Below are 18,009 nucleotides of genomic sequence, written 5' to 3' on the forward strand. Positions count from 1 at the left end.
GTGTTCCTATCGTTGCCGTCCACGGCGCTGTTGTTCATCCTTCCACTGCGCGCGCCGGCGTTTGCCAGACCATGCGTTTTGCGTTCGGTTCAAATCAGGGCTGCGCATGTTTCGATTTTTGATTGCTGGAAAGTGTTCTTGAGCATCCACGACCGTCATCCGTGTATCAGCCAGCACGAGGGCCACAATCGCAGCCATGTGGCCGCTTCCGATAATTGCTATTCGTCTGGTCATGGTGCTTCCTTGGGGGCGGGCTGGTCGATGCGTTTGAAGTCGATGACCCACACCCACGGGTTCGCGGCCCAATCGCCGCCGGTCGAGTCCCATAGGCACTCAAACAGTTGCTTCGCGGTAAGCGTTTCATCAGCGTCGGGCACTGAGCGCAAAAAGCCAACTCCCTCGGCCTCGGCGTCTTCCTCGCTGATGGCCTGCAGCCGCTCCACGCGCACGCCGGTTATCTCCAGCCAGATGCGAGCGAGCGCTTTGGGCATGTGGATGGCAGGCTTCCACGGGGTGTTGGTTTCCCAGCCGTCCTCATCGGTCCATGAAATATGGTTGTCGGTAGCTCGAAACCAGGTCTTTTTGGGGAGCTCGTTCCCGTCTTCGTCATATTGCTTCAGTCGGTCGGCAACTGGGTCGTAGTCGTAGCCTTGCAAGAATGTCTCGCGCACATAGATGCGGTCGCCGGGCTGGCCTAATGGGCATGCCCGATGAATCACATGCGGCGGCTCACCCTCAAGCGCCAGGGCGCCAGGCGTGTACCAGTTACCGAGGTCAGGGTGGCGCACGTCTTTGGCGATGCGGCGGGTCTGTGTTTTTTGGCCGCTCAGAATGGCACGCACCAGCGGCGCCTTGAACATCAAGCCGGTTTCTTTCATTTGCTGTCCTTCTGTGGTTGGGCCTGGGCCGATCTTTGCCCCGCGCGATGCGCAGATTGAAGGCCGTCCATCAGTTCCTTGTGTGTGAGCACATAGCAGCCGCCAGCCTGTTCGCACCTCGCAGCGACTGCGCCAGGTACGACGTGGCCAGTGAAGTGGTAAAACTGCTGCATGGTGATTGGCTGGCTGTATGCCGCGCCTGCGATAGCGATGAGGAGTAGGGCTCGCATCACTGACCCTCCCTCTGTTGGGCGCGCTGGGCTGCCTGAAGATTCAGCCGGGCGCACACGGCCTTGGCCTCTTTCTCTGTCTCGAATGGATGGACTTTTCCCTGGTAGCCGCATGGCTTGTACCGGCGCTCACCTGGTGCTTTGCGAGATATCCCCCAGCCGACAAGCGGTGCCCCGGGTTTGCTAATGTCGTTCCAACTCACGGGTCGGAATTTGAAACCTTGAATGCTCATGTGCTCACCTTCTGTGGTTTGGTCTGAGCAGGCCATGCTCCCCATCCGTATGCGCACTTATCTTCTGTGGGGTGCTTGTCTGTGCGCGGTCTGCTTTCACAATTCCAGCTACGCCCACGCACATCCCAAAGGAGTTGCCAGCCGCTTGCCCGCAGACTGGCTCCGGGTTCGCTGGCCAGGATATAGGTCAAGCCGCGCCGGAAACCTTTGGCCTCTGCAGCCCTTCGTGTTGCGGCGTAGAGCATGCTGCAGGCGTTTGCAGAGCCATCGGTGCACATGCGAGTCACCTCGCAAGTCAAGCCATCATCCAGAGCCCTCGCAACTGGGCGGCCAACAACCGCCACGCCAATCAGCACGCCATCAGAGTCGTGTAAGCCTTGCCGCCAGAGAGCTCCTACTGGTGCCCCGTGGTGGCGATGGTGCTTTTTGATGAAGGCGTCTGCGTCTGCTCGCGTTATGGGTCGCAGTTCCATCACGCCTCCTTTGCGGCATTGCCGCCTTCCTGGGCTGCAGCCATGGCGGCGCGGTCAAGTCGCTCGATCTCGGCCAAGAGCAGTGCGCAGGCTTTGACGCGGTTGCGGCGCGCGTCTTTACTGGGCTTCCACCAAGCCTTGTCCCAAGGCCAAGAATGGTGTGGGTCGCCTTTGGGATAGGCCTGGGTGAACATCGCGTAGCAGCCAGCGGCAGAAGCCATATCGCCATGCACATACTGGTCATCGCGCTCCGGCGTCCATCCTTCGGCTTCGACCTGACGCCGGCGTTCGGCCAGGACATCAAGTGCAGCCTGGGTCAGCGCATCAGCGGGCTGGGCCTGGGGTGCTGTGTAGAGCGTCTCATACTCAGCCAGCGGCACGGGACCGTCGTGGCGTTCGTATAGTTCAAGGCCATTGCGCACTTCACCTGTGTTTACTAGATACACGCGGGTCACCGGCTCGGCCTGCACCTCTGCCTGGGCGGCGGCAACCATGTCCTTGATGCTGTCGGGCGAAACGTTGCAGCAGGTTGCCAGCGCCTGTAGCTGCTGCTCCGGTGTGCCGTGCTGCAGCATGACGGCGGCAATCTGGTCCTGCGTAGCCTTGTCGCGCGGCGTCATACCGTGGTGGGCCAGGTCACCTGCCGAGGAATCCTCGGTAGCTGGAAGGGTTGGGGTGGCCGTCTTGCCGGAATCGGCAATGTGCACAGAATCGCAAACTACGGGCTTGGCGCCAACCTGCGCCTGGAACGCTGCCAGCATGCGTGCCCGCACCTCTGGTGAGCGAGCTGCCACCTCGTCTGCATCTTCGCCCGTCGCCATCTTGTAGAGGGCTTTCATGCGGAGCACCAGGGTGCTCAGCTTCACCCCTTTGCGCATAGTTCCGTGGCCGACCGTCACATCGCAGGGTAGCGGCCAGTTCATGGGATCTGCGGGCGTCTGTGCTGCCACTGCCTGGGCCGCGTAGGCGCGCATCTGCTCGGCGCTGTAGCTCTCATCGCTTGATTGCTCGCCACCGTGGCCATCGAACTGGGCCGGGTAGTCTGGCTTTGGCAGTGCTGGATAAGCCCCCTCGGCAGTCTTGAGGGGAGCGGAAGAGTTGTTTTCAGCCATGTTGGGCTCCAGAAATGGAAATGCCCGCTAAGGACGGGCTTGGAATCTATGGGATGCAGCTCATTGCTGCTTCGACGAAGGTTTGCGCGGCTTTCGCGTTGATGGCATTTCCGTAGGCGCGCAGGCGTCCCACTCGGGCGGAAGCGCCATCAACCAGCGGCTGTGTGCCGGGTTCAACTGGCCTCCATTTACCATCCCGGCAGAGGAGCCAATCAGCAGCTCGCCAGAGGCCGTTAACCGGGCCGGGCCCTGCGCTTCCTTGCATTGCTGGGCCAGGGAGCTGCCCGTCATTCCCTCGGTGATCCCCGTTCCCGATCTGGTCGAGTCCGAGGCGCTCGGCGTTGTCCATCCCGCCAGCATTGCGAAGTCGTTCAGGTTGGAGCCGTGCCGCGTTTCCCCCATCGCTCGCTTGGCCTGGCCGCCGCCCGTGCTGTCGCTGGTCTGCCGTGTTGGCCAGCCCGACAACAGGTGAACTACCGCGTTGTTCAGCTGCTCGCCCTTCTTGCCGCCGCCCCTCTCTGAAAACGGCTTTAAGTTGGACGTTCGGAAGTCTCGCGCCGCTGGCGTCGGCCACGATTTCAGAAGCTCCACCGGCACCCACACGCCGCCCAGTTCCACGCACTGCGAGCCAGTAGGTTCGGTCGCGGATGTGCGGCGCACCGACGCCCGCAGACGGGAACGCAACCGCCCCGAAGGCATAACCCAGGGCTTCCATGTCAGTGTGTACAAGGTCGAGCCAAGGGTCTGCATCCTTGCTCGCAACCTGCTCGCCATAGATTGCTGCAGGGCGGCACTGGCTGATGAGGTGGTGGAAGGCTGGCCACAAGTGCCGCTCGTCATCAAACGCAGTGCCTTGGCCTGCCTGGCTGAAAGGTTGGCAAGGACAGGAACCGGTCCAAACAGGTCGGTCATCTGGCCAGCCTGCGGCGCGCAGGGCGTAGGACCAAACACCAACGCCTGCGAAGAAGTGGCACTGGGTGTATGGCTTGAGGTCGTTGGGGTGAACATCTTCAATGCTCCTTTCGTCAACATCACCCGGGGCGATGTGGCCCGCAGCGATGAGATTGCGCAGCGTCTGCGCAGCAAACTTGTCAATCTCGTTGTAGTAGGCAGCCATGAGGTGAAATGGAAGAGCCCGCCTCGATTGCTCAGGGCGGGCTGTGAATAGGGGCCCACTGGGGGCGGTGGTGGAGGGCTAGACAGCTTCGAGCGTGTCAAAGAGCGATGGCATGCTGATCTCGCGTTCCATCGCTTGGCAGTAGGCACCGGTTGGTGCGGGCAAGATGGATAAACTCTCTGGCTTTCAGGCAAGCAGAAAAGAGGCATCTATGGACAAGTGCGATACCGATCCCAGTTACAACATCAATCCCCGCGGAGTGGGATTCAACTTCCTATGTGATGAAGTCTTGGTGCACGGTTCCGTTAGCGAGCTGGCACTTGAAAAGCTTGGTGGGGGCGAAGTTCTCAACAGCGAGGAACAGCTTTTTGCTGTCTACACCGCCTTTTGGGAGCGCATTCACCGGATAGCAGGCGAAAAGGTGATGGCAGGAATCGCGCAACCGACAGTTGTCGCCGCGGATATCTAACAAGGAAAATAAGGACAAGGCCCCATCAGGCCCTGTGCTCATGCTCCCAACTGGGTAGTGATCAGATTGGCGAGTCTTCCTCAAAGGAATTTGCCAAAGCTTGCTCAGGTGTCAATCCGCCGCTATCGGAATCAAGGCCGTCCAGGTCTTGCTGGCCATCGCCGTCGCTATCACCGCCCGTAGACGGTGTGTCAGGCTTGCCAGCGCGGTAGCCCTTCTTGGCCAACATGACTTCGCCGGGTGCCAGCAGCTTGATGTAGATCTCGCCTTCGGAGGCCAGTCCGGACAGTTCGCCGTAGCGGTCGTTGTCCTGCAGCTCTTCGCCGTTGTACTGGATGGTGCCCTTGATGGTGACGCTGCCGCCTTCCACCAGTTCATATTGCAGGCCGCACAGCACTGCGTCCAAGAAGTCAACGTGTTCGCCCTCGGTGCCCCAGTCCCAGATGAAGCGATAGCCACGCCACTTTTGGCCCTTCGCATAGTGGTAGGCCAGCGGCAGCTGTGGGTGGCGGATGTTGGGCAGCGGTATCGCGATATCTGGCAGCTCCACTTGGCCGGCCTGCGCCGCCTTGTTGCAGAAGTGGTGCTCACGCAGGCCTGGCTCGAGCAGGTCCAGCAAGTCGTTCGACCCGGTGATCACGAATGCAATGTCGATCGCGCGGACCTTTTCTTCGCCGTGCAGCTCGCGACGGGGGTTGGCATTGACGATCGTGACCTTGGTGGGCTCAGTAAGTTGGAAGGGCATGGTGCTCCTTTGGAGTTGTGAAGCTTCAAGCAGCCTGAGCCGCCTTCAGATCCTGGATGGCGAAGAACACATCGAGCGCTGCCCGGCAGTCGGCCATCGCGCTGTGCGCGTCCACCAGCGGCTTGCCCATGAAGTGCTCGTAGGCCTCGCGGAGGTTGGCGCTCTTGTGGTGGAAGCGCCGCGCTGCCTTCATCTTTTCCGTGGGCGGCAGCTGCAGGATAGGCGTGGACAGCAGTTGCGTGCAGTGGCTTTTGGCGGCCTTCCAGTTGTCGCGCTGGTCATCGCAGACGCTGGCTGGGAAGCGATGCTGGGCGATGCGCAAGATGCGGCGATCAAAGCTCTCGTTGTGGCCCAGCAGCAGGCGGCCATCCCACAAGGTCATGAACATCTCGAGCGCTGTGCGCTCAGGAATGCCTACGGCGAGCGCACGTTCGGTGGTGATGCCGTGCACTTGGGCCACCTCGTCAGGAATGGTCCAGCCATCTGGGCGAATGATCACGTCCATGCTGGCGATGGTGGTCCGGGTGTTCAGGTCAACCAGAATGGCGCCCAGCTGCACGATGTGGGGCTGATCGGGGTGTTCGCTGGGTTCTTTGAACAGCGGAAGACCAGTCGTCTCCGTGTCATAGGCGAGTGCAAGTGTCATTTTTGGGGTCTCAGTGGTCGTAAAAATGCCCGCGCGAGGCGGGCGGCTGGTGCTCAGTTCGTGGCGGTCAGTTCACCGCCGCCTTCAACTCCTTGCCAGGGCGGAACTTGGGGGCCTTGGATTCTTCGATGCGCACCGAATCGCCTGTGCGAGGATTGCGGCCCTGGCGGCTTGCGCGGCGCTTCACTTCGAAGGTGCCAAAGCCCATGATCTGCAGCGATTTGCCACTGCGCAGCGTGTCGGTAATGGCCGCTGTCACGGCGTGGAGGGCGCGGCCGGCTTCTGCTTTGGTGAGCTGGGCGTTGGTGGCGATGTGTTCGATCAGTTCGGACTTGTTCACGGTGGTTTCCTTGTCGGGATGAAAAAAGCGCAGCCTGTTGAGGGGCTGCGCGGGGAGGGGCCGGCACTGGTACCGGCGTGGTCACACGGTTTGATGCGTGTATTCGTTGGCCATCTTCTGCAGGCGCATGGCCAAGGCCAGGCACAGGCGTGGGAAGCTGGATTCAGGCATCTGGACGGAGTTGCGCTCCTTGCGGTAGCTGATGCCCAGGCTGTCGAGCGTGCCGGCATTCACCAGCACATCGATGCCGCCGGCCTTCAAGGTGGTGTTGATCTTGCCGATGCTGATCACGCTTTCATCCGCCTGGGCTGCCGCGCTGGTTTGGGCTGCATTGATCACCTGCTTGGCGTCGATCCCGGCCACTGCCTCTGCAGCGTTGCTGGTGGCCAGGCGGGCAAGATCATTGGCCACAGGCTCGCCCAGCGCCCCGGTTTGTGCTGCCTGAGTGATCTCAGCCTTGGCGCTCTGGGCTTGCTCCTGAATGCGCTTGCGCTCTTCTGCTGCATCGGCTTGAGCCTTTGCCTGCTCTTCGGCGCGGATGCGGACACGCTCGACTTCGAGCTGCCGGTCCCGCTCGGCCGCTTCTTGAGCTGCTCGGGCGTCTGCTTCGCGTTTGGCCTTTGCTTCTTCCTCAGCGCGAATGCGCTCGCGCTCAGCCTCCAGCTTCTTGGCTTCTGCCGCCTGATGCTGGCCAATGCGCATGGCGGCCAGCGCCTGGAAGTCCTCGGAGGCCTTGGCGCCCACAGTGGCGAAGTCTGGAAAGAGGGTTATCCAGTCGCCGTTGTCCTGCACCAGGTGCTTGCGGTTGACCTCCAGTTGGTCGGCCAGCGCGTTCGCGTCCACCTTGGCATTGGTCAGCGCCACCGCTACCTTGTCGCGAATGCTGTCGAGCGACTTCAGGCCTTTGATCACCTCGGCGAATCCGCCGGCCAAGCGCGGCAGCCAGTTGGTGCCCAACCGCTGGTTGAGCGAGGCGGTATGGCTGTCCAGATCCTGCTGGGCCTGCAGCACCAGCGTCTGCTTGCGTGCATCCTTTTCTGACTTCACACGCTTTTCCAGATCGAGGGCCTTGGTTGTGGCGATCTTGTCCAGCTGCTCGAGTACCGTCAGCGCTTCATCCACGCTTTGCATGTTGGCGCGCACTCGCTTGCCAGCTTGCTTCATGGCGTCAGCAACACCGCGCAACCACTTGGCATCGTCGTCGGCCTCAGCAAACTGCTGGTCGGTCTCCAGCACCGTGTTGATGCTGTTGATGCGTGCCAGCGCACCGGCCTTGAATTCATCCAGATTGCTGGTGGTGATCTCACCCTTCGCATCCAGGCGCAGCGCCGGCAAGGCTTCGCGCAGCTTGGCCTCAGGCGCGGGCTTGGGTGCTTCGGCCTCCGGCTGGTAGGCTGCCACCTCCTGCTGCAGCTGTGCCCACCCGGCCACAATCTTGGCGCGCAGATCCGGGTTCGGCGTGTACCAGCAGCTGCGCTGCTCTTCGCACATCCATTCGCCTGTGCTTTGGTTCAGCACCCATTTGCTAGCCAGGAACAGCGTGCGCTCCACAGTTTCAGCGACCATGGCTTGGTGCTCCATCTGCACCTGGTACTCCAGCGGCAGGTCGGCGCCCGTGGCGCTGGGCGTCATTGCATCGCGCAGCCGGTCGTTCAGGCTCTTGTGCTCCCAGGCCGTCTCGCCCATCAGGGTCAGGCCGTCAAAGCTCGCACTGTACTTACCATTGGTGCCCACCAGGGGTGCCAGCTCTTCACCCACGATCTTCTCGGCGATTGGCCGGGCCAATTCTTCAAACTGGTGCCCGGCGTCAAAGCGGCGCTGTGTGGCCGCATCCACTTCCGGCACGATGCCGGTGGCCAGTCGCTGGATCAGCTCCGAGCGCGAGGTGTAGCTGCTGCAGCCCATCATCGCAGGCGCGTCGCTGGCGTTGAAGTGGGCGGCCCGGTGCGCATGCCAGCCTGGCGTGCCTTGTGTGAGATTCACTACTTCCATTTATTGACCTTCCAGCTCGGCCACGCGAGCGTCGAAAACTTCGTTCAGGCGCAGGCGCTGCGCTTCGTCGGGGATGGCATCCAACAGGCTGCCCAGCTCGTAGAGCTTTTCCAAGTCGGTGGCGGCTGCCATGTCGGCTTGTAGCTTTTCGGGGCTGAGAGTAGGCGCGTCGGCGGCCGGCGTGCTCTTGGGCTGAACATCCGTCACTTCCTGCTGGGCAGCCGCTGCAGGCTTGAGGTCCAGGGCACGAAGCTTTTTGACCTGCTCTTCCGTGAATTCCAGGTTGGGGTTACGGGAGTAGGTGAAGGCGATCAGCTGGTCTGCGGTCTTGCGGCCGCCGGTGATCACCTCTTTCCACTTCAAGAAGTTCGCCTCGAACTGGTCTTGCGGGTAGGGATCCTTGACCTCATCGACTGGGCCCATGTGTTTCTCGACTGGCTGTGGGTGGGCCAGTTCATCTGGGGTGTAAACGCCCAAAATTGCACCGGGCGTGTACAGGCGGGACCAATTCTTCGCTTGCAAATACGCAATTTGCTGGCGTGGATTGGTTTTCCAAAGTGGTGAGTTCTTTGTGGTGATTGACTTGAGAGCCAGCCACTCGCCCCATTTGATCTGGGTTTTGCCCCGAGGAGTGGCTCCGGCACGGCACTGCAAGTTGTCTCCGTCACCTTGGTACTCGTACTCGAACTCTCCAACGATCGCGCCTGTGGACTGCAGGACCGCAATGATCAACTGCGCTTCATAGCCCAGTGTGCCGTTGACCAAATGGGTCTTCTGAGCCACTGCGAACGGGGACATATTCCACTGCAGCGCCTGGAGGGTTACGGCCATGCAGTCAGCGGCGCTGCCTTGCAGGTGCTTTGGCACGGTGGCCCGGCCAGAGGCCATCATTTCCGCCATGCGGAAAGCCTTGTCCATGGTGTCGTTGCTGAGCACAAGGCCAGTGCTGCTGGTGCCGCTGATTGCGAGCTCGTTAGATGTTTGTGTCATGGTGTTCTCAAGTGGTGGTCATTGGTGGTGAGCGGAAATCAGAAAACGCGGGCCGATGTCGCAAGCCAGGCAGCCGCGCAAAAAGAAAGCGCCGTGATGGCGCTCCAGAGGAAGGCGTGAAGAATGGTTCTCAAGGGTTCACCTCTCGCATGCATTGCATTTCGAAGCTGTCGTGCCACACGGCTGTCTTGCCAGGGCCGCACAGGTGCGCCGCTGCGACGGCCCGGCGCTGCTCCTGCTGGGCGACCAGGTGCTTGGGCTGGGGCTTCTCACCAGCATCTGCGCCAGTGCAGCCGCTCAGCAGGGCCAGCGCTGCTGCCGCAATGCAGATGATCAGCGCGGAGAGAGGCATTGATGCCTGGCCGCTTACAGCCGGGCCCATGGGAACAATCACAGATTGGCGCTGGTACGGTCCAAAGGCCTGTTCCAGAGTGCGCGGGTAGCGGCGGGTGGTGTCGCTGACATCAGCGGGGAAGGGGATGCGCTTCATGCATCTGGCTCCTCTTGTGATAACTCAGGGTCCGGGGTAATGCCCTCTATCTCGTCGCAGAGCCGCAGCATCCTGTCGCCCATACAGCAGCGGGTGCGGTTGGCTGTTTGAGCCAGGTCGCGGGCCTCTTCAAGCAGGCGAGCCTTCTGCTCCTCTAGCTTGAAGAACTTGTCAACCAACTCCATGTGCACGGCCATGGAAACGGGCGGATCGTCGTCGTCTGGCTCCATGTCGTCCCAGCGGCGCTGCCCGCGAGCCAGCGCGCGTTGAATGGACAAGTCGTTCATGGGCTTCTCCTCGAAATAAAAAAGCCCGCTGTGGGGGCGGGCGAAGGCGCCGACTGGAGGGCAGCGCTCAGGGGAATAAAAAAGAGCCACCGGTGAGGGTGGCTCAAACGCCCGAGGGGTATCGGGCGGGGAGGGTGGGCTGATGGTGGCCGGGCTACTTTCGCTTCTCGTGATTGAGCGCAATCTCGATACCGGCATGGCCGGGGTGTTGTCACTTCTTCCGGGCCGGGTTCTAGCCAGCCGGCTACGGTCATGCGGACACCATCATTTGAGCGGGCAGGGCGCTACTCCTGCTGTGCGTAAGCCGTGCCCGAAGGGTGCATCCTCGCCAGAACACAATCCCCAGGAATCACAGCTGCGTGTCTGCTTTCCACGCCGCCGCTCAAATGATGGTCCTGCTAACCCTGCAGGCCGGGGCACGATAGGCTCGTGCGGGCCATCTTTCCTACATGACGCGCTCCCTAAGCCAAACTGCTGTTTACTGAAAGTGCTGGAAATGACGGGGCGGTATATGCTTGTGCACGGAGGCAACATGGACATCCCACACCAAGAACTGCACAGGATTTGGGTTCGCGCCCTGGCTGGATTGCCTGGGGCTGAAACCGAATTGGAGGCATTGCACGCAAAGCATCCTGAACTGGTCGAACGCTTTGAGCGATTCAAAACGACCCTTGACCGGATCCGCTCGGGCAAGACCAAGAAACGCAAGAAGCCGACTCGCAAAGCGAACCCGACAAACTGGACAAAAGCCCAAGATAGCTTTTTGTCGTCTACCACCGGTAGCGTGAAGCTCGTTCAAGGCGGCGCCACTGGATTGAAGCGTTGATCTTGAAAATCAACGCGCTCTATGGAAAAGCGCGTTGGTTTTCGGTCTAGCTCTTCCCGGTCGCCCGGCTCCAGACCTAACAATGCCCCATCCTCCGCGGTGCAAGGGCAGCACCTTCATGGCTCCTCGGGGTCGTCACTTACTGCGCATGTAGCGCCTCAGCTACCCCTTCCCATCTTTCGACGCCGGTTGACCATCTGGCCGGTGGCGCCACCTGCAGAACTGTTGTGCTGTATGGTGTCGTTAAGTAGTATTGTTAGCGTGCTTACATTCAAAGTCAAGCATACTTACGAAATATTTTTAAGTAAGCTAACATTTCTGGGCGTAGGCGAAAAAAAACCGCCTTTGCGGCGGCGCATTTGGGTGTAGGGGACGCAGTCAGTGCGTAGGTAGCCGGTATAGGTCAGTCACACAACAGCGCTGATGCTCAACCCACAAGAAGGGTGATCAGCCCAGCAGTATTGCTCTTGTCTTCCGTTGTTGACCACTCAAAGTACATGTAGGCATTGGGCCAATTCGGAAACGCTCTTTTGAACAGAGCTATGACTGATTGCAGCTTCAGTATGATTTCTTCTGAGCTTGCACTGGGGGAGACTTGCCCGTCTCGCTGTAGCGCAAGGCATGTTCGCTGCAGGTGTTGAAGATACTTCTCATAAGCCGCTGGAGCCTTGTCCTTACCGAAGATGGTCTTCTTACCTATGCTTTTGACATAGTCGTCCATGGCCATGACTAGGTGCTGCATCGCTTCAAATGTGTGTGGCACATGGCGCTGGAGAGAAGCAAGGCACACATCCTTTTCATTCATGTGGCACCTCGGTAAACGTTCGAGCTAAAACTGCAGAGCATTGCGACGCGCTCTGCCAGCCACCAGCTGGATCGTTTGAATTTCGTGCTCATATACAGTGAGCGGGCCGTAGCCATTGTTGATGGAAAGCAACTGGATTTCGCCATCCCGACGCCAATTCAACTGCTTGAGCATTTTCTTGCCGTTGGTGCACGCCACCACCACGTCATCGCCTTCCTGCGGTTCAATGTTCGGTTCGACAATCACGAACTCGCCGGCCCGGTATCTTGGATGCATCGAATCACCACGCACCCGAACTGCATAAGCGTTCGGGTCGTTCGTCGGGTAGAGCACAAAGCCCTCGCCATGTCCCACCGGATATTCGAGCTCTTCCAGGTATCCGTCGTCCCCGCCTTTTACTTCGCCCACCACCGGTATCTTCCTCATTTCTCGAAGTTCGATCCGATCACCTACTTCAGACGAGATTGACGAATGCTGCGGTGCCAAACGCTTGGCGCCTTCACCGGTGGATATCCAGATCGCGCTGTAGCCCGTCTTGGCGGCAAGCTTTGTCGCGGGAGATGCCTTGATGGTCTTGGTCGGACCATCTTTCCATTGCGTAACAGCAGACGACGACACCCCTGTCAGCTCGGCGATTTGGCCGACTGTCAGATTGGCCGCTGCCATGATTTCTGCGATTCGTTCTTGAAGTGTGCTCACGAAAGTGAGCTTACTTGTATTGATGGTTAGTGTGCTTGCTTCCATGATTGTAAGCGTGCTAACATTCGGGAATGAAAAAAGCAGACGCCATTGAATTGTTGGGTGGCTCGGTGGCTGTAGCCGCCAAAGCCATTGGTATCAACCCGCAAGCCATTTCGCAGTGGCCAGACGTGCTTCCAGCACGGCTGGTTGATCGCGTGATTGCCGCATGCGTCCGTAGTGGCATTGCTGTGCCTGACGGGGTGCTGGGCGCCAGGGCGTCTGTGGAGGTCCCTCATGTTTGAACCTGCAGGCACCGAAACCCAACAGCGTCAAGCGATCGTTGACGCCCTTCAAGCCCTTACGAACGAACGCGTAGCGATCATCGCCGCCGCATCCAAGGAGATCGAAGCCAAACGGGAGGCGCTGGTGACTCAATGCGCGGCGCTCGGCCACGTCTATGTCCCGGCCTCCATTGGTTTTGCCATCAATGGCATTCGGCATTGCGCCATCTGCGGTGTTCCTGAGACTCGGTTCCCAGAACTTGATTTAGCAGCGAGCGCAGGCATTGCTGCACCGGATTGAGAGCGGCGCAGCAGGACTGACCTGACGCGATTTTGCCCGCGCCGATCGGTTCGCAAGGTCCCGTTTTGCTGCCAGCCATTCGCGCCAGTCCTCAGCCCGCTGATCCACCTGGCCATCACCCACCCCCTGAGCAACCTTGACCACAACAAGGACCCAAAAATGACACTGAGCAAAGACAACGAAGCGCCCAGCTTCGCCCGAGAAGCAAATCCGAACCTCGACCGCTCGGAGCTGCGCGTGAACATGCACAAGTTCACCCTGAACATGATCGACGCCGAAGTGCACTTCCGCCTGCGCTACAGCGATGCCGACTGCAGCCGCAGCCGCGTGATCAACGAAGTGCTGGCCAACTGGGCTCAGCGCCAATGGGAGGCCGCCCAGATCCAGTGCGATAAAGCGGGCGACAACCCTTTCGCGGCGATCGCTGCAAAGGCGCTGGAGTTCGTTGAGCCTCAGTCGGAAGACAAGTTCGAGTGCGTGCGCGCGAGCGTGCCAAAGACCACCCTCCAGGTGATCAGTGCCGCGGCCGAGCACCGCAAGGCTTTCCAAGGCGTGAACGCGGACCGGGGCACGGTTGTCAACGAGGTGATGAACGAGTGGGCGAACCAGAAGTGGCATGGCGCTACTTTGACGCTCAAGCTCTGCGAGGGCAATCCACTCGATTCGGATTCCGCAGGAGGCACCCATGCCTGAAGTCGTCAGCCTCGAATACATCCAGAGCCTGGCCCAGCGTGCGCGCGCGGCCGGCACCCCCATCGAACAAGCATGCCCCTGGCCTCTGGGCACAGCAGCTGCAGAAGCCTTTGCCGACGCCTACGAGCAGGCTGTGGAGCAGTCATGAACGCCCAAATGTCAATGATCCGGATCATCGGGCCGGAGGGTGAGCAGGACCTGCCTGCAATGATCGTGAGCTTCGATGAGTTGCCAAACGCCATGGCGCCTGCTGACCAGGCAATGGAACTGCGCATCAAGGCTCAGGGCCTGCTGATGCACGCCGACCTGGTGGACTACGAGCTCACCAAGGACCCGCTGTTCCACGAGAGCGCCGAGCGCAATCGCAAGACCATGTATGCGCTGATCAATAGCCGATCGCCAGAGCGCAAAGCGCAGATGGCTGCTGAGAGGGGTCTGCCTCATGCGTGACTACGCCAAAGTTGTGCCAAAGATGTGGCACGGCAAGACCATCAAGGCCCTTCGAAGGTCCCCCGAAGGGCTTGTGGTGGCCTTGTACCTGATGTCCTCGCCCAGCTCCAACATGCTCGGTTTGTTCGCTCAGCCTGTTTTGTACATGGCTCACGAAACTGGCCTAGGTCAAGAAGGGGCTATGAAGGGCCTTCAGAAGTGTGTCGAAGTAGGTTATTGCTCCTACGACGAAGACTCGGAATTCGTGTGGGTTCACGAGATGGCAAGCTACCAAATTGCTAGCGAACTCAAAGCGTCTGACTTGCGTTGCAAGGGCATCCAGAAGGACTACGACGCGCTCCCGGACAACCCTTTCTTGGGCGTCTTCTTCGACCGCTATCAACAGGCTTTCCACCTTGAACGAAAGCGTGGAAATGGCGACTCTTCGAAAGCCCCTTCAAAGGCCCTACGAAGCCAAGAACAAGAACAGGAGCAAGAACAAGATACCTCCTCTTCACTACGTTCAGAGAAGGGGCGCGTGGCGAAATCGCCAGCACCTTCCCCCTCTGGTCGACAAAAACGTGAAGAGACCACCTTGGCCAAGTACCTGGCCGACTGCCGCGAGAAGGGCGTCAAGCCCGTGCCGGACGATCACTCGGTCCGGACCTGGGCCCAAGACGCCGGCATCAGCGACGAAATGCTGCAGGTGGCCTGGGTGGTGTTCCGTGAGCGCTACACCGAGGATTCGCAGTACAAAGCCAAGCGCTACAAAGACTGGGTGGGCACATTCACCAACTCGGTGAAGGACCGCTGGTTCTCGCTGTGGTTCACCGGTGAGGGCGGGGTGGTGAGCTGGTCCTCGACAGGCTTGCAGCACAAGCAGGTGCTGGACGCCCGGGCCGCCAAGCGCAAGGAGCAGGAGGCCGCCCATGCAACCGCATGACGCTTTGGCCGCCGACGGCACCGTGGCCCCTTGGTCGCCAGAGGCTGAAACCAGCGTGCTGGGCGCGCTGATGCTCAACAACGACCTGTTCGACGAAGTGGGGGACACGCTCGAGGCGCGCCACTTTCACGACCCGCGAAACTCCAAGATCTTCACGACCATCGCCGCGCAGGTGATCTCAGGCAGGCCGGCGGACGTGGTGAGCGTGCTGGTGGCCCTGCAGGAGGCGGGCCACGCCGATATCGATCTGGGCTACCTCAACGGCATTTCGCAGGTGTCGTTCAGCCTCAGCAGCGTCAAGCGCTACGCCGAGGTGGTGCTCGAGCGCTCGATGAGTCGCGGGCTGATGGACGCAGCGTGGGAGGTGCGCGAGCTGGCAGTGACGCCGGGCTTGGATTCGGCCGAGCGCCTGGACCAGGCCCAGGCCAAGCTTCAGGCGCTGGCGGTCAATCGCGGCCGGCAGGCGCCGGTGGCGGTGGGCGACATGGCCGCTGCACTGTGCGAGCGTGTGGAGCAGCTCTCCCGAGGCGAGATCGAGCCAGGCATTCGCACCGGCATCCCAGGCCTGGACAAGCGGCTAAACGGTGGCCTGCGCCCCGGTAAGCTGATCATCCTGGCTGCCCGGCCTGCAGTGGGCAAGTCCTCGCTGGCGATGCAAATTGCCCTGAACCTGGCAGCCGACGGCGTGGGCGCGGGCTTTCTGTCGCAGGAAATGCCCAAGGCTGACCTGATGGACCGCATTGGCGCCAATACCGGCCGCATCTTCCTGGACAACATCATCACCGGGCAGATGCGTGACCAGGACTGGGCCCGGCTGACGGCCGCTATCGACCGCATGGTCAAGCTTCCGCTTTTCCTGGATGACCAACCGGCCCTGACGCTGGCCGACATCCAGGCCAAGGCCCGGGCGCTGGTCCGCCAGCACGGTATCAAGCTGCTGGTGCTCGACTACATCCAGCTGTGCGGCTCGCGCAAGACCAACGACAAGCGGCACCACCAGATCGAGGAGATCAGCCGCGGGCTCAAGGCCCTGGCCAAGCAGCTGGGCATCACGATCATCGCGCTCAGCCAGCTCAACCGTGGCCTGGAGAGCCGCGTAGGCGGCAAGCCTCAGCTGTCCGACCTCAAGGAATCGGGCGCGATTGAGGAAGACGCGGACGTTGTGATGCTGCTCAGCCTGAACCACATCTCGTCCCACGGCGGCAAAGTCGTCGAAGTCGATTTCGCCAAGAACCGCCAGGGCCGCGTTGGCAGCGTGCCGCTGGCCTTCGACGGAGCTTACCAGCACTGGACCGACAGCGCAGAGCCGCTAAGCACCCCAGATCTCGGCCGCCGCAAGGCCAGCCACTACACCGACGACATCTAAAAATAGGAGCGACCACCAATGATCATTATTGGAATTGACCCAGGTTTGACCGGCGCGATCGCTGTCACCGACCACAACGGCGTGCGTGTGGTGTTCGACTTGCCCACCATGGCTGCACCTGGTGCCGGCCCCAAGGCGCTGGTCAAGCGCAAGATCGACGGCCGCGCGCTGTGCCAGCTGCTGCTCAAGCACTGCCCGGCAGAAGATGGCCTGCCCACCGTCGTGCTCGAGCAAGTGGGCACCATGGGCGGCGCCAACAATGCCGTGCAGACGCAAGGCAGCCTGCTGCGCTCGCTGGGCGCTATTGAATCGGTGCTGGAATGCTTGAAATACAAGGTGCGGTACGTGGCGCCGCGCCAGTGGAAGAAGGATTTGGGCGTGGGCAAGGAAAAGGGCGAGTCGCTGGCGCTGGCCCGCTCCAAGCACCCAGAGGCCGCCGCCTCGCTGTCCCGCGCCAAAGACCACAACCGCGCCGAGAGCGTGCTGCTGGCCCACTGGGGCCGCCAGGAGCTGGCATGACCCGCCTCGTCATCACCAAAGGCCAGGACGGGAAGCTCTGCGGCTCCGATGCTGCTGGACACCGGGCCTATGCCAGGTTCAAGAACGCGGTGAACAGCCTCAAGCCTGGCGAAACGTTGGGCTTCCAGTTCTGGCTGCCGCGTTCGCCTGAGCATCACCGTTTCTTCTTCCTGAGGATCAACCGGCTGCTGGACCGCACCGAGGCCTTCGACGATGCCAGCAAGCTGCGCGCCTGGCTCCTTATGGGCGCCGGCCACTGCGACTTCGTGCCCGGCTTGGACGGCAAGCCCATCGCTGTGCCCAAGAGCATGGATTTCGAGAGCATGGACGAAGCAGCCTTCTGTGAGCTGCATCGCGACATTGACCAGTTCCTGTGGACTGAGCATGCACAACTGGTCCTGTGGCCCACACAGAACGCACAGCAGCGCTGGGCCAGCATGGAATCGTTTTTTGGGGAGTTCCGCCAATGACCCACACCACTGGCCGCCCACTGGGGCAGCGCTTCCGCGAAGTGCTGGATATCGTTGGCAAGCTCGGTTCCTGCACCTGCTCGGAGATCACCGCGCGCATGAAGGGAGAGATTGAGCCGCGCCACACCTGGACCTACTGCACCCGGGCCGTGAGCTTGGGCCTTATGAGCGTCGATCGCAGCCGAAGGCCCGTCAAGTACCAGCTGGCCGACGGCAGCCAGACCATGTTGGAGGCTATGGCCAGCCCCCACCAACCCGTCAAAGCGGAGCCGCCGGCACCCTTGAGCGCGGCAGAAACGGTGGCGCTGGCCCTGCGCACGCAGCCCAACAGCGTGTTTGCACTGGCAAGGGGAGGGTGCGGAGCATGCTGAACCGCCTCAACGCCAAAGAGCGCGACCACCTGGCCAGGGTCAAGGAACTGCCCTGCAGCGTCTGCGACGAGCCGGGACCCAGCGATGCCCACCACGTAAAGCAGGGGAGCCAGTACACGACAGTGGCCCTGTGCAAGGAGTGCCACCAGGGAAGCCGTAACGGGTGGCACGGCCAGCGCGCCATGTGGCGGATCAAGAAGATGGACGAGGTTGATGCCCTCAACGTGACCGTGCGCCGGCTGATGGACGGCTGAAAAAGGAAAGCCACCCGAAGGTGGCGTTTCCCGGTCTGAGACCTGAGCAAACTCAGTTTACCGGGAAA

At 60.9% G+C, this 18,009-nt stretch carries 27 protein-coding genes; 13 read left to right on the top strand and 14 right to left on the bottom strand.

Going from position 1 to position 18,009, the window contains the following annotated elements; genetic code table 11:
• Window positions 1-6 precede the first annotated feature (6 nt).
• From N4T19_RS03050 to N4T19_RS03065, 5 genes are all read right to left on the bottom strand, one after another.
• Window positions 7-234: a hypothetical protein gene (locus N4T19_RS03050; protein ID WP_260719426.1), complete on the bottom strand. Its 228-nt coding sequence runs from the start codon at window positions 232-234 to the stop codon at window positions 7-9.
• On the bottom strand, window positions 231-878 hold the full coding sequence (locus N4T19_RS03055) for an ASCH domain-containing protein (protein ID WP_182340860.1): 648 nt from the start codon (window positions 876-878) through the stop codon (window positions 231-233). The genes N4T19_RS03050 and N4T19_RS03055 overlap by 4 nt, the downstream gene beginning before the upstream one ends.
• A 459-nt stretch (window positions 879-1,337) precedes the next feature.
• Complete coding sequence (locus N4T19_RS23310) at window positions 1,338-1,814, bottom strand: XF1762 family protein (RefSeq protein ID WP_409935151.1); 477 nt, start codon at window positions 1,812-1,814, stop codon at window positions 1,338-1,340.
• Window positions 1,814-2,926 (bottom strand): hypothetical protein, encoded by a 1,113-nt coding sequence (locus N4T19_RS03060; RefSeq protein ID WP_260719427.1) that lies wholly within the window; start codon window positions 2,924-2,926, stop codon window positions 1,814-1,816. Before N4T19_RS03060 ends, N4T19_RS23310 begins: the two co-directional genes overlap by 1 nt.
• A gap of 46 nt (window positions 2,927-2,972) precedes the next feature.
• On the bottom strand, window positions 2,973-4,043 hold the full coding sequence (locus N4T19_RS03065) for a DNA cytosine methyltransferase (RefSeq protein WP_260719428.1): 1,071 nt from the start codon (window positions 4,041-4,043) through the stop codon (window positions 2,973-2,975).
• A 166-nt stretch (window positions 4,044-4,209) separates the two neighbouring features.
• On the opposite strand from N4T19_RS03065, the gene N4T19_RS03070 reads away from it, so the two are divergent.
• Window positions 4,210-4,512: a hypothetical protein gene (locus tag N4T19_RS03070; RefSeq protein ID WP_182340866.1), complete on the top strand. Its 303-nt coding sequence runs from the start codon at window positions 4,210-4,212 to the stop codon at window positions 4,510-4,512.
• 61 nt (window positions 4,513-4,573) lie between these two features.
• Here the strand turns inward: N4T19_RS03070 and N4T19_RS03075 are convergent, their stop codons facing one another.
• The 7 genes from N4T19_RS03075 to N4T19_RS03105 all read right to left on the bottom strand — a co-directional run bounded on the left by N4T19_RS03075 (window position 4,574) and on the right by N4T19_RS03105 (window position 10,002).
• The gene (locus N4T19_RS03075) at window positions 4,574-5,257 is read right to left on the bottom strand and encodes a hypothetical protein (protein ID WP_232539323.1); all 684 of its coding nucleotides are present in this window, start codon (window positions 5,255-5,257) and stop codon (window positions 4,574-4,576) included.
• A gap of 25 nt (window positions 5,258-5,282) precedes the next feature.
• Window positions 5,283-5,903 carry a 3'-5' exonuclease gene (locus tag N4T19_RS03080; RefSeq protein WP_260719429.1) on the bottom strand — a complete coding sequence of 207 codons (621 nt, stop codon included), beginning with the start codon at window positions 5,901-5,903 and terminating at the stop codon, window positions 5,283-5,285.
• Window positions 5,904-5,970: 67 nt separating this feature from the next.
• On the bottom strand, window positions 5,971-6,276 hold the full coding sequence (locus N4T19_RS03085; RefSeq protein WP_182345669.1) for an HU family DNA-binding protein: 306 nt from the start codon (window positions 6,274-6,276) through the stop codon (window positions 5,971-5,973).
• Window positions 6,277-6,324: 48 nt separating this feature from the next.
• Window positions 6,325-8,235 carry a YqaJ viral recombinase family protein gene (locus N4T19_RS03090; protein ID WP_260719430.1) on the bottom strand — a complete coding sequence of 637 codons (1,911 nt, stop codon included), beginning with the start codon at window positions 8,233-8,235 and terminating at the stop codon, window positions 6,325-6,327.
• Entirely contained in the window at window positions 8,236-9,225 is a 990-nt protein-coding gene (locus N4T19_RS03095) for a recombinase RecT (RefSeq protein ID WP_260719431.1), read from the bottom strand.
• A gap of 130 nt (window positions 9,226-9,355) precedes the next feature.
• Window positions 9,356-9,715 carry a hypothetical protein gene (locus N4T19_RS03100; RefSeq protein ID WP_260719432.1) on the bottom strand — a complete coding sequence of 120 codons (360 nt, stop codon included), beginning with the start codon at window positions 9,713-9,715 and terminating at the stop codon, window positions 9,356-9,358.
• On the bottom strand, window positions 9,712-10,002 hold the full coding sequence (locus tag N4T19_RS03105; protein WP_260719433.1) for a hypothetical protein: 291 nt from the start codon (window positions 10,000-10,002) through the stop codon (window positions 9,712-9,714). The genes N4T19_RS03100 and N4T19_RS03105 overlap by 4 nt, the downstream gene beginning before the upstream one ends.
• Window positions 10,003-10,534: 532 nt before the next feature.
• On the opposite strand from N4T19_RS03105, the gene N4T19_RS03110 reads away from it, so the two are divergent.
• Window positions 10,535-10,828 (top strand): hypothetical protein, encoded by a 294-nt coding sequence (locus N4T19_RS03110; RefSeq protein ID WP_260719434.1) that lies wholly within the window; start codon window positions 10,535-10,537, stop codon window positions 10,826-10,828.
• Between the two features lie 427 nt (window positions 10,829-11,255).
• Here N4T19_RS03110 and N4T19_RS03115 read toward each other — a convergent pair whose 3' ends face one another.
• Both N4T19_RS03115 and N4T19_RS03120 read right to left on the bottom strand, forming a co-directional pair.
• The gene (locus N4T19_RS03115; RefSeq protein WP_260719435.1) at window positions 11,256-11,633 is read right to left on the bottom strand and encodes a hypothetical protein; all 378 of its coding nucleotides are present in this window, start codon (window positions 11,631-11,633) and stop codon (window positions 11,256-11,258) included.
• A 24-nt stretch (window positions 11,634-11,657) separates the two neighbouring features.
• Window positions 11,658-12,377 (bottom strand): LexA family transcriptional regulator, encoded by a 720-nt coding sequence (locus N4T19_RS03120; protein WP_260719436.1) that lies wholly within the window; start codon window positions 12,375-12,377, stop codon window positions 11,658-11,660.
• A gap of 26 nt (window positions 12,378-12,403) precedes the next feature.
• On the opposite strand from N4T19_RS03120, the gene N4T19_RS03125 reads away from it, so the two are divergent.
• From N4T19_RS03125 to N4T19_RS03175, 11 genes are all read left to right on the top strand, one after another.
• A complete protein-coding gene (locus N4T19_RS03125; protein WP_182340893.1) occupies window positions 12,404-12,616 on the top strand; it encodes a Cro/CI family transcriptional regulator in 213 nt (70 codons plus the stop codon).
• The gene (locus tag N4T19_RS03130) at window positions 12,609-12,896 is read left to right on the top strand and encodes a hypothetical protein (protein WP_260719437.1); all 288 of its coding nucleotides are present in this window, start codon (window positions 12,609-12,611) and stop codon (window positions 12,894-12,896) included. Before N4T19_RS03125 ends, N4T19_RS03130 begins: the two co-directional genes overlap by 8 nt.
• Before the next feature lie 159 nt (window positions 12,897-13,055).
• Complete coding sequence (locus N4T19_RS03135; RefSeq protein WP_260719438.1) at window positions 13,056-13,589, top strand: hypothetical protein; 534 nt, start codon at window positions 13,056-13,058, stop codon at window positions 13,587-13,589.
• Window positions 13,582-13,737 (top strand): hypothetical protein, encoded by a 156-nt coding sequence (locus N4T19_RS03140; protein WP_260719439.1) that lies wholly within the window; start codon window positions 13,582-13,584, stop codon window positions 13,735-13,737. Before N4T19_RS03135 ends, N4T19_RS03140 begins: the two co-directional genes overlap by 8 nt.
• Window positions 13,734-14,039, top strand: coding sequence for a hypothetical protein (locus tag N4T19_RS03145; protein ID WP_260719440.1), 306 nt, complete (start codon window positions 13,734-13,736; stop codon window positions 14,037-14,039). The genes N4T19_RS03140 and N4T19_RS03145 overlap by 4 nt, the downstream gene beginning before the upstream one ends.
• Window positions 14,032-14,961, top strand: coding sequence for a hypothetical protein (locus tag N4T19_RS03150; protein WP_260719441.1), 930 nt, complete (start codon window positions 14,032-14,034; stop codon window positions 14,959-14,961). The genes N4T19_RS03145 and N4T19_RS03150 overlap by 8 nt, the downstream gene beginning before the upstream one ends.
• The gene (locus N4T19_RS03155) at window positions 14,948-16,327 is read left to right on the top strand and encodes a replicative DNA helicase (protein WP_260719442.1); all 1,380 of its coding nucleotides are present in this window, start codon (window positions 14,948-14,950) and stop codon (window positions 16,325-16,327) included. The genes N4T19_RS03150 and N4T19_RS03155 overlap by 14 nt, the downstream gene beginning before the upstream one ends.
• Window positions 16,328-16,345: 18 nt before the next feature.
• A complete protein-coding gene (locus N4T19_RS03160; protein WP_260719443.1) occupies window positions 16,346-16,846 on the top strand; it encodes a RuvC family protein in 501 nt (166 codons plus the stop codon).
• Window positions 16,843-17,316, top strand: coding sequence for a DUF1367 family protein (locus N4T19_RS03165; protein WP_260719444.1), 474 nt, complete (start codon window positions 16,843-16,845; stop codon window positions 17,314-17,316). Before N4T19_RS03160 ends, N4T19_RS03165 begins: the two co-directional genes overlap by 4 nt.
• Window positions 17,313-17,687: a hypothetical protein gene (locus N4T19_RS03170; RefSeq protein WP_260719445.1), complete on the top strand. Its 375-nt coding sequence runs from the start codon at window positions 17,313-17,315 to the stop codon at window positions 17,685-17,687. The genes N4T19_RS03165 and N4T19_RS03170 overlap by 4 nt, the downstream gene beginning before the upstream one ends.
• Entirely contained in the window at window positions 17,681-17,941 is a 261-nt protein-coding gene (locus tag N4T19_RS03175) for a hypothetical protein (RefSeq protein ID WP_260719446.1), read from the top strand. The genes N4T19_RS03170 and N4T19_RS03175 overlap by 7 nt, the downstream gene beginning before the upstream one ends.
• Window positions 17,942-18,009: the final 68 nt, after the last annotated feature.

The sequence above is a fragment of the Comamonas squillarum genome (assembly GCF_025309455.1).
In the GTDB taxonomy this organism is placed as follows: Bacteria; Pseudomonadota; Gammaproteobacteria; order Burkholderiales; family Burkholderiaceae_C; genus Comamonas; species Comamonas squillarum.

What these genes read in the sequence shown, in the direction of transcription:
- N4T19_RS23310 (WP_409935151.1), bottom strand. Translation starts at nt 1,814, where the DNA reads ATGGAACTGCGACCCATAACGCGAGCAGACGCAGACGCCTTCATCAAA.
- N4T19_RS03095 (WP_260719431.1), bottom strand. Translation starts at nt 9,225, where the DNA reads ATGACACAAACATCTAACGAGCTCGCAATCAGCGGCACCAGCAGCACT.
- N4T19_RS03060 (WP_260719427.1), bottom strand. Translation starts at nt 2,926, where the DNA reads ATGGCTGAAAACAACTCTTCCGCTCCCCTCAAGACTGCCGAGGGGGCT.
- N4T19_RS03170 (WP_260719445.1), top strand. Translation starts at nt 17,313, where the DNA reads ATGACCCACACCACTGGCCGCCCACTGGGGCAGCGCTTCCGCGAAGTG.
- N4T19_RS03090 (WP_260719430.1), bottom strand. Translation starts at nt 8,235, where the DNA reads ATGGAAGTAGTGAATCTCACACAAGGCACGCCAGGCTGGCATGCGCAC.
- N4T19_RS03125 (WP_182340893.1), top strand. Translation starts at nt 12,404, where the DNA reads ATGAAAAAAGCAGACGCCATTGAATTGTTGGGTGGCTCGGTGGCTGTA.
- N4T19_RS03165 (WP_260719444.1), top strand. Translation starts at nt 16,843, where the DNA reads ATGACCCGCCTCGTCATCACCAAAGGCCAGGACGGGAAGCTCTGCGGC.
- N4T19_RS03130 (WP_260719437.1), top strand. Translation starts at nt 12,609, where the DNA reads ATGTTTGAACCTGCAGGCACCGAAACCCAACAGCGTCAAGCGATCGTT.
- N4T19_RS03155 (WP_260719442.1), top strand. Translation starts at nt 14,948, where the DNA reads ATGCAACCGCATGACGCTTTGGCCGCCGACGGCACCGTGGCCCCTTGG.
- N4T19_RS03150 (WP_260719441.1), top strand. Translation starts at nt 14,032, where the DNA reads ATGCGTGACTACGCCAAAGTTGTGCCAAAGATGTGGCACGGCAAGACC.
- N4T19_RS03070 (WP_182340866.1), top strand. Translation starts at nt 4,210, where the DNA reads ATGGATAAACTCTCTGGCTTTCAGGCAAGCAGAAAAGAGGCATCTATG.
- N4T19_RS03120 (WP_260719436.1), bottom strand. Translation starts at nt 12,377, where the DNA reads ATGGAAGCAAGCACACTAACCATCAATACAAGTAAGCTCACTTTCGTG.
- N4T19_RS03075 (WP_232539323.1), bottom strand. Translation starts at nt 5,257, where the DNA reads ATGCCCTTCCAACTTACTGAGCCCACCAAGGTCACGATCGTCAATGCC.
- N4T19_RS03135 (WP_260719438.1), top strand. Translation starts at nt 13,056, where the DNA reads ATGACACTGAGCAAAGACAACGAAGCGCCCAGCTTCGCCCGAGAAGCA.
- N4T19_RS03115 (WP_260719435.1), bottom strand. Translation starts at nt 11,633, where the DNA reads ATGAATGAAAAGGATGTGTGCCTTGCTTCTCTCCAGCGCCATGTGCCA.
- N4T19_RS03110 (WP_260719434.1), top strand. Translation starts at nt 10,535, where the DNA reads ATGGACATCCCACACCAAGAACTGCACAGGATTTGGGTTCGCGCCCTG.
- N4T19_RS03100 (WP_260719432.1), bottom strand. Translation starts at nt 9,715, where the DNA reads ATGAAGCGCATCCCCTTCCCCGCTGATGTCAGCGACACCACCCGCCGC.
- N4T19_RS03175 (WP_260719446.1), top strand. Translation starts at nt 17,681, where the DNA reads ATGCTGAACCGCCTCAACGCCAAAGAGCGCGACCACCTGGCCAGGGTC.
- N4T19_RS03140 (WP_260719439.1), top strand. Translation starts at nt 13,582, where the DNA reads ATGCCTGAAGTCGTCAGCCTCGAATACATCCAGAGCCTGGCCCAGCGT.
- N4T19_RS03105 (WP_260719433.1), bottom strand. Translation starts at nt 10,002, where the DNA reads ATGAACGACTTGTCCATTCAACGCGCGCTGGCTCGCGGGCAGCGCCGC.
- N4T19_RS03065 (WP_260719428.1), bottom strand. Translation starts at nt 4,043, where the DNA reads ATGGCTGCCTACTACAACGAGATTGACAAGTTTGCTGCGCAGACGCTG.
- N4T19_RS03080 (WP_260719429.1), bottom strand. Translation starts at nt 5,903, where the DNA reads ATGACACTTGCACTCGCCTATGACACGGAGACGACTGGTCTTCCGCTG.
- N4T19_RS03145 (WP_260719440.1), top strand. Translation starts at nt 13,734, where the DNA reads ATGAACGCCCAAATGTCAATGATCCGGATCATCGGGCCGGAGGGTGAG.
- N4T19_RS03050 (WP_260719426.1), bottom strand. Translation starts at nt 234, where the DNA reads ATGACCAGACGAATAGCAATTATCGGAAGCGGCCACATGGCTGCGATT.
- N4T19_RS03055 (WP_182340860.1), bottom strand. Translation starts at nt 878, where the DNA reads ATGAAAGAAACCGGCTTGATGTTCAAGGCGCCGCTGGTGCGTGCCATT.
- N4T19_RS03160 (WP_260719443.1), top strand. Translation starts at nt 16,346, where the DNA reads ATGATCATTATTGGAATTGACCCAGGTTTGACCGGCGCGATCGCTGTC.